Origin of the sequence: Pollutimonas nitritireducens, from assembly GCF_002849615.1 — a bacterium.
GTDB classification, from domain to species: Bacteria; Pseudomonadota; Gammaproteobacteria; order Burkholderiales; family Burkholderiaceae_B; genus Pollutimonas; species Pollutimonas nitritireducens.
Genome location: NZ_PDNV01000007.1, coordinates 115,831 through 131,442, shown reverse-complemented (window position 1 = coordinate 131,442; position 15,612 = coordinate 115,831). Strand labels below are relative to the sequence as shown.

Below are 15,612 nucleotides of genomic sequence, written 5' to 3'. Positions count from 1 at the left end.
GAAGAGAATGAACCCAGGCCGAATCTTTTACGTCGCAGCGTTGGTGGCGGGTCTGGCCGCTTGCGCCAGTCCGACAAGACAGTATTACACCTTGCTGCCGGCCTCCACGGTAACGGAGCTTGTGGGCAACGATGGGAAGACCGCGCCTAAGTTTGCAATCAGCGTCCAGCCGGTGGTCCTGCCAGAACAGGTCGACCGACCCCAAATAGTCATCAACGACGCCGATGCGGCACAGGTTACTCCCTTGAACAGTGCACTGTGGGCGTCGCCGCTTTCTGACGAAATTCGAAATGCCTTGTCCAACGAGCTGTCCCGCCAGCTTGGTGTACTGGATATTCCGTCCGGCGGGACGCCTGAGTCCTTGCCGGTCTGGAGGGTCAACCTCCGAGTGCAACGCTTCGATTCCATCTATAACCAGCGCGCGGTTCTGGATGCAACGTGGCGCCTTACTCCCATACACCAGTCAGGCAAAAAGACCATGATATGCCGTGCCGAAATACAGGTGCCCGTCGAAGCAGGCATGTCGGCATTGGTGGCGGGGCATCAGGAAGCGCTCAAGAAACTCGCTACCCTTATTGCGGCTCAATTGATTACCCCTCTTGAGAATAATCAAATGACCGGTGTTGAAGCCAAGGGTTGCACCTCTTAAGGCAAAATCACACAAGGGTTAACCATAGTTCAAAAATAGGTACAACCTGTTTAGTATTCCTACTCGTGAAAAGCGAGACGGCAAGGCAGACGGGGCGGCGCGTTGCTTCCCCATGCCAGGGCAAATAGGAATACAGGAACGGTTATGGCAACAACCACGCTCGGTGTAAAAGTGGATGAGACGCTGCGCGAACGGCTGAAAATAGCAGCGACAAGGTTGGGGTGTACGCCCCATTGGCTGCATAAGCAGGCCGTACTCGCCTATATCGATGCGATCGAACGCGGACAGCTTCCCGCGGAAATTGCTTTTCTGACCAACGACGACGATGCTGCCGGCGAGATCGCGATATCGTCCGAACCTATCCTGCCTTTCTACGAATTTGCACAGGACGTACAACCGCAATCAGTATTGCGCGCCGCCATCACTTCCGCCTACCGTCGCCCCGAAACAGAGTGCCTGCCCGTCCTGCTCGATCAGGCGCGATCGGCGCATTCCCAGGCAGTACATGTGTTGGCGCACCGTCTTGTAGAGGCGTTGCGGGGCAAGCGCAAAGGTGGCGGCGTTGAAGGCTTGATACAGGAATTTTCCTTGTCGAGTCAGGAGGGTGTCGCGTTGATGTGCCTGGCTGAAGCCTTGCTTCGAATACCGGACCGTGCCACCCGCGATGCGCTCATACGCGACAAGATCAGCCATGGCGACTGGCGCTCGCACATGGGCGAATCGCCGTCCGTATTCGTCAATGCGGCAACGTGGGGGCTCATGCTTACCGGCAAGCTGGTCAGTGTCAACAGCGAGCAGTCCCTGTCGAAGGCGCTGACGCGGCTCATCGGTAAAGGCGGGGAACCGTTGATTCGCAAGGGCGTGAATATCGCGATGCGCATGATGGGTGAACAGTTTGTCACCGGGCAGACCATTTCGGCCGCGATCGCCAACAGCCGCAAGTTCGAGGACAAGGGTTTTCGATATTCTTATGACATGTTGGGCGAGGCGGCCACGACTGCCGATGATGCCCAGCGCTACTATGTATCGTACGAGCAGGCAATACATGCGATTGGCAAAGCGTCGCAAGGCCGCGGCATCTACGAAGGCCCGGGTATTTCCATAAAGCTTTCCGCATTGCATCCCCGCTATTCCCGCGCCCAGCGCGAACGCGTCATGACAGAGCTGCTTCCGCGCATGACAGCATTGGCCAGGTTGGCGCGCAGCTACGATATTGGACTCAATATCGACGCCGAAGAAGCAGATCGGCTGGAAATCTCGCTCGATCTTCTGGAAGCATTGTGCTTCGATCCGGATCTGTCGGGGTGGAACGGTATTGGCTTTGTTGTCCAGGCTTATCAGAAGCGCGCCCCTTTTGTCATTGACTATGTCATCGATCTTGCTCAACGCAGCGGTCATCGCGTGATGGTGCGCCTGGTCAAGGGTGCATATTGGGACACGGAGATCAAGCGCGCCCAGGTCGATGGCCTGGAAGGTTATCCCGTCTACACGCGCAAGCTCTATACCGATGTGTCCTACCTTGCTTGCGCCCGCAAGCTGTTGGCTGCACCGCAGTCCGTGTTTCCCCAGTTTGCCACCCATAACGCTCACACCGTGTCGGCTATCTACCACATGGCGGGGCAAAACTATTATCCCGGCCAGTATGAATTCCAGTGTTTGCACGGCATGGGAGAGCCACTCTATGACGAGGTCACCGGGCCTCTTGCCCACGGCAAGCTGAACCGGCCGTGCCGCATCTATGCGCCGGTGGGTACGCATGAAACGCTGCTGGCGTATCTCGTGCGCCGACTTCTGGAGAACGGTGCAAATACGTCATTCGTCAATCAGGTCGGCGACGAAACGATTGCCATCGATTCGCTTATTGCTGATCCCGTTCAATCTGCGATGCGCATCCAGCCTCTTGGCGCTCCTCACGAGAAAATCCCATTGCCGCGGCATATGTTCAAGCACGTGGACGGACGGTTGAACTCCGCAGGTATCGACCTTTCCAACGAACAACGATTGAGCTCTTTGTCGGCAGCGCTGCTGAGCGGTACTGGTCATGAGTGGCGTGCAGCACCGATGCTGGGCGATGACACCGCAGTTTGGGACGATACACGTGCGCAGGCTGTACGCAATCCCGCGGATCGCCGTGACGTAGTCGGGCACGTCATCGAAGCGAACGAGGCCGATGTGGAAAAGGCCTTGGCGACGGCGGTTCATATTGCGCCCATCTGGCAGGCGACGCCCGTGGCCGAACGCGCACAATGTCTTGTGCGTGCGGCGCAGATCCTTGAAGACGAAATGCAGCCATTGTTGGGACTGATCATCCGCGAAGCGGGTAAATCGCTTTCCAATGCCATTGCAGAGGTGCGCGAGGCGGTGGACTTCCTGCGTTACTACGCTGCTCAGATCGAAGCGTCGTTTTCCAACGATACCCATCGTCCCTTGGGACCGGTTCTATGCATCAGTCCCTGGAACTTTCCATTGGCGATTTTTACGGGACAGGTGGCGGCCGCGCTGGCGGCCGGAAACCCCGTCCTGGCAAAGCCCGCGGAACAGACAAGCTTGATCGCGGCAGCCGCGATGGCCATATTGCGGCGGGCCGGCGTACCCGACGGCGCGGTACAGCTCTTGCCTGGTCAAGGGGAAACTGTTGGCGCGATGCTGGTCGCCAGCCACCACGTGCGGGGGGTGATGTTCACCGGATCCACGGACGTCGCACGACGCATTTCCGGGACGCTTGCACAACGACTTGATGATACCGGGCATCCTATCCCGTTGATCGCCGAAACCGGCGGACAGAATGCCATGGTCGTGGACTCGTCCGCACTGGCTGAGCAAGTTGTGTTCGATGTTTTGACGTCTGCCTTCGATTCGGCGGGACAGCGCTGTTCCGCGCTGCGGGTACTGTGTGTCCAGCAAGACTGCGCCGACCATGTGTTGACCATGCTGCGAGGCGCCATGCGCGAACTCAAGGTAGGACGCACCGACGTCTTGGCCGCCGACGTGGGACCAGTCATCGATGTTCAGGCGCAGGCCGAGATTCAGGCTTATATACAGGCCATGCGGGACGCGGGGCATCGCGTAGACCAGCTCGAGCTGGATGATCAATGCCTGCATGGCTCCTTCGTGGCACCCACCCTCATCGAGATACGCGATGTGGCCGCATTGAAGAAAGAGGTGTTCGGCCCTGTTCTGCACGTTGTCCGCTACGAGCGAAACGAGCTCGATGCCTTGATCGATGCCATCAACGCAACGGGGTATGGGCTCACATTCGGGGTGCACACGCGGCTGGACGAGACCGTGGCACATGTATCCGCACGCATACGTGCCGGAAACGTATATGTCAATCGCAATATCGTGGGCGCGGTGGTTGGTGTACAGCCATTTGGCGGGGAAGGGCTCTCCGGCACCGGCCCGAAGGCCGGCGGCCCCCTATACCTGCTGCGTTTGCTTGCGCGGGTGCCGCAAGGCTTGCCGGCATGGTGCACGCCCGAACATATTGCTGAAAAACCGCTCGAACTCATTGGTCCGACTGGCGAGAGCAATTTGTACCATGTCAAGCCGCGCGGCACGGTGCTGTGCGTTGCAACGACCGCGATCGGTGCGGCCAAGCAGCGAGAGGCATGTAGCAGCACGGGTAATCGCATGGCCCTCCTGAACACACCGGCAGGCGGCGCTTTCTATGCCGGATGCAGTGCGCAGCAGCAAGTCTCAATACGGCTCGTGGATGACGATGAGATCGAACGTGGCGATTACCAGGCGGTCCTGTTTGAAGGTGACGGCGATACATTGCGCGACCTGAACCAGCACGTCGCAACGCGCCAGGGTCCCATCGTTTCTGTACAGGGAATGAGCAGCGACGAACTGGCAGCGGGCGCCAGCTACCGCCTGGAACGTTTACTGCGTGAAGTTTCGGTTAGCGTGAACACTGCTGCAGCGGGTGGAAACGCCACCCTGATGATGGTGGGCTGATGACTGTCCTGAAGCCATGCAACAGGCTTTTTAAGGGTTACGACCGATTATAAATGGGTTGTACTTTTGGTTTAATTCGGGTGTTACTCGCACCCGAGTCAATATGCGTTCTTACAAATAACGGAGATAAACATGCAGTCCACTAAGGGATTCAAACTTTTAGCCGCAACAGCTGCCGTCATGGCCGGCTTTGCCTTCGGGCCGGCTCAGGCAGCCGAGAACACGGTCGTGAAACTGGGCTTTGCTGCACCATTGACAGGTCCACAGTCGCATTATGGCGAGGACATGAAAAATGGCCTCACGCTTGCGTTGGAAGAGGCCAACAAGCAGAACATCCAGCTCGACGGCAAGCTGGCAAAATTCGAACTGGTTGCTCGTGACGATCAAGCCGACCCGCGGATGGCGGTGCAGGTTGCCCAGCAGATCGTGGACGAAGATGTGAACGGCATGTTGGGGCACTTCAATTCAGGTACAACAATACCGGCCTCCAGTGTCTATAACGATGCAGGGTTGCCGCAAATCGCCATGGCGACTTCTCCGGAATATACCGACCAAGGCTATGACACCACCTTCCGCATGATGACCAGCGACACGCAGCAAGGTGCGGCAGCCGGCCAGTTCATCGTCAACGATCTCGGAGCCAAGACGGTGGCCCTGATTGATGATCGAACCGCTTATGGGCAAGGTCTCGCCGATCAGGTCGCCAAGGCTGTCGAGGCCGCCGGCGGCAAGGTGATAGCACGGGAGTACACCACCGATAAGGCCAATGACTTTACCTCCATCCTGACCAATATCAAGTCCAAAGAGCCAGCCGCGATTTTCTTCGGTGGCCTGGATGCACAGTCGGGTCCGATGCGGCGGCAAATGGTTACCTTAGGCATCAAGGCGCCTTTGGTTTCCGGCGAAATGACACGCAGCGCCACGTTCCTGAAGCTAGCCGGTGAGGCCGCCAATGGCACGTATGCGTCGCTTGCTGGCGTGCCACTTAAGCAGATGGCGGCGGGGGAAAAATTCCAGGCCAACTACCAAGAGCGCTTCAAGGTTGAACCTGGTGTATATGCGCCTTATGCCTATGACGGCGCCTGGAACATGATCACGGCCATGAAAGAGGCCGGCTCAGCCAAGCCAGAGGCTTATCTGCCAAAATTGGCGTCGCTCAAACGCGCGGGCGCGACCAGCGAGAACATTGCCTATGATGAAAAAGGCGATCTGAAAGAAATTTCAGTCACTATTTATCAAGTGAAGAATGAGCAGTGGGAAATGGTCAAGACCATTGTCAGCAAGGCTAACTAAGCGACGTCGTTTTACTGCAGTCATTCCGGGCCGGCGGTGCCGGCCCTATTTCTAGAGTCATAAAACATGGACATTCTCATACAACAGTTGATCAATGGCATCACTGTGGGCAGCGTATATGCCCTGGTTGCCCTTGGCTACACCATGGTTTATGGAATCATAGGCCTGATCAATTTCGCCCATGGCGACGTGGTCATGGTCGGCGCGATGGTAGCGACCACTCTGGTGGTGACGCTTATCGGTGCAGACCCTGGCAGCATGTCGGCATGGCTGGCAATCGTCATTGCACTGCTTGTGTCGATTCCCGTTTGCATGGCGCTGGGCTGGCTCGCCGAGCGCTATGCCTATCGTCCATTGCGACGGGCTCCGCGCCTTGCTGCACTTATTACAGCCATCGGCGTTTCCATTATTATCCAGAATATCGCAATGATGGTGTGGGGACGCAACTATCTCAGTTTTCCCCACGTCATCGAACCAGTGGTCTTCCCCATAGGCGGAGCACGCATCAGCCTGCTGCAGATCAGCATAATCGTTATCGCCACCGCCATCATGGCGTGTCTCCTGCTTGTGGTGCATCGGACACGACTCGGTACCGCCATGCGCGCTACCGCACAGAATCGCGAGGTTGCTGGCCTGATGGGCGTCAACATCAATACAGTCATATCCGCGGCTTTCCTGATAGGGTCCGCTTTGGCGGCCGTGGCTGGCGTCATGGTCACGACCTACTATGGCGTGGCACAGTACACCATGGGGTTCATGCTCGGTCTCAAGGCCTTCACTGCCGCCGTGCTGGGCGGCATTGGCAACCTTGGCGGCGCGATGCTGGGCGGCTTGCTGCTCGGCATTATCGAATCCCTGGGCGCTGGCTATATCGGCAACCTGACCAATGGCGTCTTCGGCAGCAACTACCAGGATGTCTTTTCCTTTATCGTGCTTATCCTGGTGTTGGTTTTTCGTCCATCCGGCCTGCTTGGCGAGCGCGTGGGAGATCGCGCATGAACGACCCAACTGCTACCAATCATTCGGGTGTATCGCTGAAGGTATGGGTGGGAATCGCCCTGTTCGGCGTGGTTCTGGCGATTCTTCCGTTCGTCCTCGGCATGGCGGGCCAAAGCTGGGTGCGCACGCTGAACTTCGCCTTGTTGTACGTAATGCTTGCGCTGGGCCTGAATATCGTCGTCGGTTTCGCCGGCCTGCTCGATCTCGGCTATATCGCATTCTATGCAGTGGGTGCTTACGTATGGGCCATGCTGGCTTCGCCGCATTTCGGTTTGCACTTGCCATTCTGGATGGTACTGCCGGCTGGCGTGGTGCTGGCGGCTTTCTTCGGCGCGATGCTGGGTGCGCCCACACTGAAGCTGCGTGGCGATTACCTCGCCATCGTGACGCTGGGATTCGGCGAGATCGTACGCATCTTCATGAACAATCTGGACGCGCCCATCAACATTACCAATGGTCCGCAGGGAATCAATCGCATCGATGACATTTCCATAGCCGGCTTCGATTTCGGCCGTTCCCAAGAAATCCTGGGAATCCGTATCACCGGACCCGAAAAGTACTATTACCTGTTATTGCTGCTCACCATCGTCATTGTCGTCATCTGTGCGCGGCTGCAAAATTCCCGCATCGGACGTGCCTGGGAAGCTGTGCGTGAAGACGAGATTGCCGCCAAGGCCATGGGCATCAACACGCGCAATATCAAGCTGCTGGCTTTCACCATGGGGGCCAGTTTTGGAGGTGTTGCCGGGGCCATGTTCGCGTCCATGCAAGGTTTCGTCAGTCCTGAAAGTTTCAGTCTCACCGAGTCCATCATGGTCTTGTGCATGGTGGTATTGGGGGGCATGGGCAATATTCCAGGCGTAATCCTTGGGGCCATCCTGCTGTCGGTATTTCCGGAATTTCTGCGGGCGATCGTGGTTCCTATACAGCAAGCTATTTTTGGTGAAGTGATTATCGATCCAGAGGGTATCCGCATGCTCCTGTTTGGGTTTGCCTTGGTGCTGGTCATGATATTTCGACCAGCGGGGCTCTGGCCGTCCGCGGTACGCCGACGGGAGCTCACCGGAGCAAAAGGAGGGCAGGCATGAGTTCCGCTGCTATAAATAACGACGCACGTTCGATGCCCGACCTGCTGTTGGTGGCCAATAAGCTGAACAAGCGTTTTGGCGGCTTGCAGGCCTTGTCGGATGTGAGTTTCTCCATTTGCAAGGGTGACATCTATGGCCTTATCGGACCGAACGGGGCGGGAAAGACGACTCTGTTCAATGTTCTCACCAGCCTGTATGTGCCGGAATCGGGCAGCTGCAATTTCATGGGTCATCAATTGACCCGATTGAAGCCGCACCAGATCGCGGTGGTGGGCCTGGCCCGCACATTCCAGAACATACGGCTATTCGGCAACCTCAGCGCCATCGAAAATGTCATGATAGGACGGCATATCCGAACGCGGGCGGGTTTGTGGGGGGCGATCAGCCGGAACAAGCGTACCCGCGCTGAAGAAGGCGCCATCGAACAGCGTGCACAGCAATTGCTAGATTATGTCGGTATCGGTCATCGCTCAAACGACGTCGCACAATCCTTGCCATATGGTGACCAGCGTCGGCTGGAAATCGCGAGGGCACTAGCCACTGAACCCACTTTGCTGGCGCTGGATGAACCCGCCGCCGGGATGAATGCTTCCGAAACAGTGGTATTGCGCCGCCTCATCGAGAAGATAAGGGATGATGGGGTCACCGTCTTGCTTATCGAACATGACATGAAGCTGGTCATGGGCTTGTGCAATCGCGTGCTGGTGCTCGAGTATGGAAAGGTGCTTGCTGAAGGAAAACCTGCGGACGTACAGCGCAACCCCAAGGTCATCGAGGCCTATCTCGGCGCTGGCGCCGCTGTCGAGGCCGTGAAAGTGCCCGCGGGTACAACTAAAAAGGATATGCCATGAGTCTTGCCGATAACCTGCTTGAAATTCGGCAATTGCAAGTTGCCTATGGCGGCATCAAAGCCGTGCGTACGATGGATCTGACGGTGGGACGAGGCGAGCTCGTCAGTCTGATCGGCGCAAATGGAGCGGGGAAGAGCACGACGTTGCGGGCAATTTGTGGGCTGGTGCCCGTGGCCGCGGGAGAGATCCTCTACGATGGAAAATCCATAGTGGGTATGCCCTCATATACGCTGGTGCGTCAGGGACTTGTCATGGTTCCCGAAGGCCGGGGCATCTTCGGCCAGTTGACAATAGAAGAAAATCTCGCCATGGGCGGATACAGCCGGAATGACTCTGCCGCGGTCCAGCAGGATACGGAGAGGGTATTGGAACTGTTCCCGCGTCTGGCCGAGCGCCGTCGACAGTCGGCCGGTACGTTGTCGGGCGGGGAGCAGCAAATGCTTGCCATGGGTCGCGCCATGATTGCGCGGCCACGCCTGCTGCTTTTGGACGAACCTTCCATGGGACTGGCGCCGTTGATGGTCGAGAAAATTTTCGAGGTCATTCGAACCATCTCGGCGGAAGGGGTCACAATTCTGCTTATCGAGCAAAACGCCAGGCTGGCACTGGAGACCAGCAGTCGCGGCTATGTCATGGAATCCGGACAAATCATCCTCCAGGGACCATCCAGCCAGTTGCTCGACGATCCCAAGGTGCGCGCCGCCTATCTGGGCGAGGAAGAGGCGGCATAAAGCACATTGCCGTGGGGCGGCAGGCTAGGACTTTCCGGTGCTGCCGAAGCCGCCTGCGCCGCGCAGGCTGTCTTCGAAATCATCGACAATGTCGAACTCGATTTGCTGGACTGGTACAACAACCAGTTGGGCGAGTCGCTCCATTGGCTGCAGGACATAATCTGTGCGGCTGCGGTTCCAGGCGGAAACCATGAGAGGACCCTGATAATCGGAATCGATCAGTCCAACCAGATTACCCAATACGATGCCGTGCTTGTGGCCAAGCCCCGAGCGGGGAAGGATCATGGCCGCGTATGCCGGGTCGGCAATATGTATGGATAATCCCGTGGGTACCATTTCTGTGGCGCCCGCTGACAAGGTAAGCGGCTGCTCTATGCAGGCACGCAGGTCCAGGCCGGCCGAACCACCTGTCGCGTAGGCGGGAAGGTAGTCGTTCATGCGGGGGTCCAGGATTTTAAGTGCTATTTTTCTCATTATCTTACGGGTAAGTGCATCAATCGGGGAGTCGTGGCGCAATTGCCCGGATAAGCTGGCGTGCGGCATCGATCTTGGACAATTCGGGTAGCTGCCGGTGGCCGGCATCATCGAGCATCACCAGCTCGGTCAGGTCGGCGTTCATGGCCTGCTGCGCAAGGTTGCCCACCAGCATAGGCACTCCCTTGCGTCGGCGCTTGGCTTCGGCGTATTCCAGGAGGTTTTCAGTTTCGGCGGCAAATCCGACGCACCACGGTCCCGCTGTCATCCTGGCGACGTCGGCAAGTATGTCGGGATTTGGCGCAAACGTCAGTTGCGGCGCACTGCCTGCGGCATTTTTCTTCAGCTTGTTATCGCTGGCGTTGACTACGTGCCAGTCTGCCACGGCCGCGACGGAAATGAACACATCGGCACCACGCGCTTCAGCCATGACAGCTGCGTGCATCTGGCGCGCGCTGTCAACGTTGATGCGTGCCACCCCATATGGGGTGGGAAGGGCAGTGGGGCCCGATACCAGCACAACGTGCGCACCGGCTTCGCGCGCCGCTTGTGCGACGGCATAGCCCATCTTCCCGGACGACCGATTCGTGATGACGCGAACGGGATCGATGGGTTCCGAAGTCGGGCCGGCCGTGACGAGGACACGCTTTCCGCTAAGCACCTTGGGCTGGAAAAAAGCAACCAGCTCGCTCAACAGTTCGTGGGGTTCCAGCATGCGCCCGTCGCCTACTTCGCCACAGGCCTGGTCACCTTCGCCGGGCCCGAGAATGCCTACACCGTCAGCGCGGAGCTGCCTGACATTGCGTTGGGTGGCGGGGTGCACCCACATTTCACGGTTCATGGCGGGAGCCACAAGGAGAGGGCAATTTCCTTTGGCTACGCATAATGTCGACAATAGATCGTCGGCAAGCCCGTGCGCGAGCTTGGCCATGAAATCTGTACTGGCAGGCGCTACCATGATGGCGTCCGCCCCTCTCGTCAGACTGATGTGCGCCATGTTATTGGGGACGCGGTTGTCCCAGGTGTTCAGGTATACGGGACGCCCGGACAAAGCCTGCATCGTAAGCGGTGTAATGAACTGGGTGGCGGCCTCTGTCATCACCACGTCGATCGTTGCACCCAACTCCTGTGCGCGACGCACGAATTCGGCCATCTTGTAGCAGGCGATACCGCCGGTCAGGCCTAATACAATGCGTTTTTGTGCGAGTTCTGCCATGTGATCTTTGCCTTCAATAAGGTGGGTCAGGCTGATGTCGTTGCTTTACGCTTTTCGCGGCGCAGCCTGAGCAGTTCGTCCAGCACGAGTAGGATCGCACCGCAGGTGATGGATATGTCAGCCACATTGAAAGCTGGAAAATACCAGTTTTTCCAGTAAAACAGCAAAAAATCAATGACATGTCCATGTTGGACGCGATCGATCGCATTGCCGATGGCCCCGCCCAGGATGCACATGAGAGAGAGGCAAAACAGCGTTTGCGACGGACTGCGCCGCAACAGATGGATGATCAGACCTGTTGCAGCCACTGCGATCGCGGTGAACAGCCAGCGCTGCCAACCGTTGCCGTCCGCCAGGAAGCTGAAGGCAGCGCCCGGGTTGTACAGCAGGGTGAAGTCAAAAAACGGAAGCAAGTTCCACCGCTCGGCATACTGCATGGCGCTATCGAAATAGAGCTTGGTCACCTGGTCCAGCGCAATGATCAGCAACGCGCCTGCGATCCAGAGCCAGAAGGGTGGCGCCTTCCGGGTCTGGACGACCGCCTCTGTGTCGGGCCTAGGCATGCCGCCGTAGCTCGCCAAGTTTGAACAGATTGCTTACACAACGCCCGCAAATTACAGGATGTTCCGGATCCACGCCGACGTCTTCGCGATGATGCCAGCAACGTTCACATTTCGGATGCTTGGTGGGATTGACGACGATGCGCAGTGTGCCTTGCGGGTCAGCATGCAGATTGGCACGCGACACGATTAACACGAAGCGCAGATCATCTTCAAGGCTGGCGAGTAGCCGATGGTCGTCTGCACCAGCGTAGATGTCCAGCTCCGCCGCCAGAGAGGAGCCGATTTCCCCTGAAGTGCGAACTTCTTCGATCTTGCGCATGACGTCGGCGCGGATGTCGCGCAGACGATCCCATCTCTCGCGCAGCAGCTTGGCGTCGACCTGTTCGGGCAGCGCATGGAACAGCTCGGTAAAGATGCTTGCGACATCCTGGTTGCCGTGCAGGTCTTTCCAGGCTTCTTCAGCCGTGAAGGACACAATGGGCGCCAGGAGCTTGATCAAGGTATGGGAGATGTGATGCACGGCTGTTTGCGCAGAACGGCGCGCAACGCTGTCCTTACCTGCCGTGTAAAGACGGTCCTTGAGCACATCCAGATAGAATGCGCCAAGGTCTTCGGAACAGAAAATCTGCAGGCGGGACACGATGGGATGAAACTCGTAGCGTTTGTAATTGGCCAGGGTTTCGGCCTGCATGGCGGCAGTCATGGCCAAGGCATAGCGGTCTATCTCGAACATATGCTCGAGTTCGACGCCATCAGTGGCGATAGTGAAGTCTTGCAGATTGCCCAGGAGAAATTTCAACGTATTGCGAATGCGGCGATAACCTTCCACGACGCGCTTCAGAATTTCGTCCGAGATCGAGAGTTCGCCGGAATAGTCGGTGGCGGCTGTCCAAAGGCGTAGTATCTCGGCGCCGAGCGAATCGGACACCTTTTGAGGCGCTATCACGTTGCCGACGGACTTGCTCATCTTGCGGCCCTGGCCATCGACCACGAATCCGTGTGTCAACAAGGCTTTGTAGGGTGGGCGACCATATAGCATGCAGCCTGTGAGCAACGACGAATGGAACCAGCCGCGATGCTGGTCGGATCCTTCAAGGTACAGGTCGGCAGGCCACGCCAGGTCGTCGGCGTGTGAGCCCTTGACGCTGTGGTCCTGGCCGCCCAGCACGGTCGCGTGCGTCGTGCCCGAGTCGAACCATACATCAAGGGTGTCGCGGTTTTTTTCGTAGTGCGCGGCCTCGTCGCCAAGCAGATCTGCCGGTTCCAGTGACTGCCACGCTTCGATACCGTGTTGCTCGATGCGCAAGGCAACTTCTTCCATTAGTTCGACGGTGCGCGGGTGCAATTCGCCGGTTTCTTTATGCACGAAGAAAGCCATGGGCACGCCCCATTGCCGTTGCCGGGACAGAGTCCAGTCGGGACGATTGGCGATCATTGCATGCAGGCGGGCACGACCCCACGCTGGGTAGAACTCGGTGTTCTCGATACCTTCCAGCGCCGTTTCCCGTAATGATTTCCCGGAATCGGGCTGGCGGTCCATGCCTGCGAACCATTGGCTGGTGGCACGATAAATGATGGGCGTCTTGTGGCGCCAGCAATGCATATAGCTGTGCTTTTGCGTTTCGGTGTGCAGCAGGCTGCCGGCGTTCTGCAATGCATCGACGATAAGGGGATTGGCTTTCCAGATCATCAGGCCACCGAAGAGCGGTAGGCTCTCAACATAATGGCCGTCGCCCATGACCGGTCCGATGATCTGGTCATCGGTCAGGCCGTGCGCTTTGCATGATACAAAGTCCTCAATACCATAGGCTGGGGCGGAATGCACTACCCCCGTACCGGAATCAAGTGTCACATAATCGCCCAGATAGATCGGGGCCATGCGCTGGTAACCATCGTGTGCGTCGTACAGCGGGTGTTTGAATTCCAGATTGGTAAGCGCATCGCCTTTGGCGGTTGCGATAATTTTGCCGCTGAGCTTCCATTGTTCGAGGCAGGAGGCAACCAGATCCTTGGCCAGCAGCAACAGGGAACCCGTGCTGCGAGGCTGGTCCAGCTTGACCAAGGAATAGTCGATCTCGGGATGGACATTCAGGGCCTGATTGGCAGGCAATGTCCAGGGCGTCGTCGTCCAAATGACAATGGCTCCGTCATCAATTTGCGGCAACCCGAAGGCGTGCGCCAATTTTTCCTTGTCGCCGAATTTGAATGCCACATGAACCGAAGTATCCTTGCGGTCCGCGTATTCGACTTCAGCCTCGGCCAGGGCCGAGCCGCAGTCAAAGCACCAATTCACGGGCTTCAAGCCCCGGAACACATAGCCTTTTTCGAGTATGCGGGCCAGGGAACGCAGCTCATCGGCTTCGTTGCTGAAATTCATCGTCAGGTAAGGGCGATCCCAGTCGGCGAGCACCCCCAGGCGCTTGAAATCGGCACGCTGCCTATCGATCTGTTCGTAAGCATAAGCGCGCGCCTTGGACTGCACCTCGGCAACCGGTAGATGCTTGCCGTACTTTTTCTCTATCTGGATTTCGATGGGCATGCCGTGGCAGTCCCAGCCGGGCACGTAGACGGCGTCGTAACCCGCCATCGCGCGGCTCTTGACGATGATGTCTTTAAGTATCTTGTTGACGGCGTGTCCGATATGGATATCGCCGTTGGCGTATGGAGGGCCATCATGCAGTATGAATTTCGGTCGGCCTCTGCTCGCTTCGCGTATGGCAGCGTAAACCTTTTTTTCTTCCCACTCGGTAATCCAGCCGGGTTCGCGTTTGGCAAGATCTCCTCGCATCGGGAAGGGTGTTTCGGGCAAGTTTAAGGTTTTTCTATAGTCCATGGAGGGCGAAATAGTCGCGAGCGCTTTGCGCATCGTTGTCGATGGCAGCGATCATTGTGGGAAGGTCGGGAAATTTTTCTTCGTCCCGCAGAAATTCGAGGAACTCAATACATGTGAGTTTACCGTATGCATTCAATTTGCAATCCAGCAGGTGCACCTCAAGCATCAGGCGGCCGCCTTGCGAGACCGTGGGACGCACACCGAGGCTGGCGACACCTTTGATCGGCTGATCGCTTAAGCCGTGGGCGAGTACGACATAGACGCCCGAGCGGGCTGCACATTGATCCGGCACTCTGATGTTGAGCGTGGGGTAGCCGATGCTGCGGCCCAGCTTTTGCCCGTGGATCACATGGCCACTGAGGCGATAGCGATGACCCAACAGGTGGCTTGCACGCAGCAGATTGCCCACCGCCAGCGAAGTACGCACTTCGGAGCTTGATATCCGGTGGCCGTGCTCGTCGGCTATGTCGGCAATAGTTTCCACGTCGAAACCATAGCGTTGTCCGGCACGTCGCAACAGATCGACATCACCACTCCGTTTGTGGCCGTACCGGAAGTCTTCGCCAACGAGCAGCCAGCGGGTGTTCAGACCGCGCACCAGCAGTCTTTCGATAAAGTCGTCGGCGGACATGTCGGCCAGCGCCTGGTTGAAGCGCTCCAGGATCAGCTGATCTGCCCGATGTTGATGCAGGGCTTGCAATTTGTCGCGAAGGCTGCTGATCTGGGTGGGAATCAGTTCTGGGCGTTGGCCGCGTCGGGCGAAGTAGGCGCGCGGATGCGGGTCGAACGTCATGACGGTGGCAGCGAGATGCCGTTGTTCGGCGCATTCGCTCAGACGCGCCAGGATAGCCTGGTGGCCGCGGTGGACGCCGTCGAAATTGCCTATCGTTACTGCGCTGGGGCGCTGCGTATCGAAGCGAGGAAGGGTGCGGTAGATGCGGGGAGATGCTTTCACACC

General features: G+C 57.7%; 12 protein-coding genes. 7 read left to right on the top strand and 5 right to left on the bottom strand.

All coding sequences use genetic code 11. From position 1 onward, the window contains the following. Positions 1–7 precede the first annotated feature (7 nt). The 7 genes from CR155_RS12005 to CR155_RS11975 all read left to right on the top strand — a co-directional run bounded on the left by CR155_RS12005 (position 8) and on the right by CR155_RS11975 (position 9,568). Complete coding sequence (locus CR155_RS12005; RefSeq protein ID WP_102070272.1) at positions 8–649, top strand: PqiC family protein; 642 nt, start codon at positions 8–10, stop codon at positions 647–649. A gap of 144 nt (positions 650–793) precedes the next feature. Further along, positions 794–4,606, top strand: a complete 3,813-nt coding sequence (gene putA, locus CR155_RS12000; protein ID WP_102070271.1) for a trifunctional transcriptional regulator/proline dehydrogenase/L-glutamate gamma-semialdehyde dehydrogenase — start codon at positions 794–796, stop codon at positions 4,604–4,606. Positions 4,607–4,738: 132 nt separating this feature from the next. Beyond that, entirely contained in the window at positions 4,739–5,899 is a 1,161-nt protein-coding gene (locus CR155_RS11995; protein ID WP_439650439.1) for a branched-chain amino acid ABC transporter substrate-binding protein, read from the top strand. A gap of 66 nt (positions 5,900–5,965) precedes the next feature. After that, on the top strand, positions 5,966–6,898 hold the full coding sequence (locus CR155_RS11990) for a branched-chain amino acid ABC transporter permease (RefSeq protein ID WP_102070270.1): 933 nt from the start codon (positions 5,966–5,968) through the stop codon (positions 6,896–6,898). After that, a complete protein-coding gene (locus CR155_RS11985; protein WP_102070269.1) occupies positions 6,895–7,986 on the top strand; it encodes an ABC transporter permease subunit in 1,092 nt (363 codons plus the stop codon). The genes CR155_RS11990 and CR155_RS11985 overlap by 4 nt, the downstream gene beginning before the upstream one ends. After that, on the top strand, positions 7,983–8,837 hold the full coding sequence (locus CR155_RS11980) for an ABC transporter ATP-binding protein (protein WP_199171745.1): 855 nt from the start codon (positions 7,983–7,985) through the stop codon (positions 8,835–8,837). The genes CR155_RS11985 and CR155_RS11980 overlap by 4 nt, the downstream gene beginning before the upstream one ends. Beyond that, the gene (locus tag CR155_RS11975; RefSeq protein ID WP_102070268.1) at positions 8,834–9,568 is read left to right on the top strand and encodes an ABC transporter ATP-binding protein; all 735 of its coding nucleotides are present in this window, start codon (positions 8,834–8,836) and stop codon (positions 9,566–9,568) included. The genes CR155_RS11980 and CR155_RS11975 overlap by 4 nt, the downstream gene beginning before the upstream one ends. Before the next feature lie 24 nt (positions 9,569–9,592). On the opposite strand, the gene dut is transcribed toward CR155_RS11975, so the two are convergent. Genes dut through CR155_RS11950 form a run of 5 tightly spaced genes read right to left on the bottom strand, consistent with a single transcriptional unit; the run spans position 9,593 to position 15,609 of the window. Continuing rightward, entirely contained in the window at positions 9,593–10,042 is a 450-nt protein-coding gene (gene dut / locus CR155_RS11970; RefSeq protein WP_102070267.1) for a dUTP diphosphatase, read from the bottom strand. Between the two features lie 19 nt (positions 10,043–10,061). Continuing rightward, positions 10,062–11,258 (bottom strand): bifunctional phosphopantothenoylcysteine decarboxylase/phosphopantothenate--cysteine ligase CoaBC, encoded by a 1,197-nt coding sequence (gene coaBC, locus CR155_RS11965; protein WP_102070266.1) that lies wholly within the window; start codon positions 11,256–11,258, stop codon positions 10,062–10,064. Between the two features lie 26 nt (positions 11,259–11,284). Next, positions 11,285–11,821 carry a signal peptidase II gene (gene lspA, locus CR155_RS11960; protein ID WP_102070265.1) on the bottom strand — a complete coding sequence of 179 codons (537 nt, stop codon included), beginning with the start codon at positions 11,819–11,821 and terminating at the stop codon, positions 11,285–11,287. After that, entirely contained in the window at positions 11,814–14,654 is a 2,841-nt protein-coding gene (gene ileS / locus CR155_RS11955; RefSeq protein WP_102070264.1) for an isoleucine--tRNA ligase, read from the bottom strand. Before ileS ends, lspA begins: the two co-directional genes overlap by 8 nt. After that, positions 14,644–15,609 (bottom strand): bifunctional riboflavin kinase/FAD synthetase, encoded by a 966-nt coding sequence (locus tag CR155_RS11950; protein ID WP_102070263.1) that lies wholly within the window; start codon positions 15,607–15,609, stop codon positions 14,644–14,646. Before CR155_RS11950 ends, ileS begins: the two co-directional genes overlap by 11 nt. Between the last annotated feature and the right edge of the window lie 3 nt (positions 15,610–15,612).